We start from the raw sequence: 318 nt of genomic DNA on the forward strand, positions 1-318 counted from the left end.
ATAGACCGGGTCGGTCGTCGTACCGCTCACCGGGGAAACAATCGAGGTCTCCTGCCCGCCAAGCGCGTTAATCACACTCGATTTACCGGCATTGCGCCGCCCGAAGACGGCAATATGTAATCGCTCTCCGCGTGGTGTATCATTCAAGCTCATAGGGTGTTCTCCTTCACTTTCCTATACCTCTTTAGACCCTTCTGCCGCTTCCGGGAATACCCGGCTTGGTCACTTCCAGCGGATGAAGGATCGCCTCAATTTGCTCTGCTGTCATTAGGCCCCGTTCCTGCAGCAGTTGTTCAAGCGGCTGTCCCGTAGCCGTGA

Annotated in this window: 1 protein-coding gene; it reads right to left on the reverse strand. The window is 56.0% G+C overall.

What is annotated here, in order from left to right; all coding sequences use genetic code 11:
- The coding region (locus L691_RS31300; RefSeq protein WP_198023024.1) for a GTPase at window positions 1-153 on the reverse strand (153 nt) is incomplete at its 3' end.
- Window positions 154-318 lie beyond the last annotated feature (165 nt).

The sequence above is a fragment of the Paenibacillus zanthoxyli JH29 genome, from assembly GCF_000520715.1.
Classification (GTDB): Bacteria; Bacillota; Bacilli; order Paenibacillales; family Paenibacillaceae; genus Paenibacillus_AQ; species Paenibacillus_AQ zanthoxyli.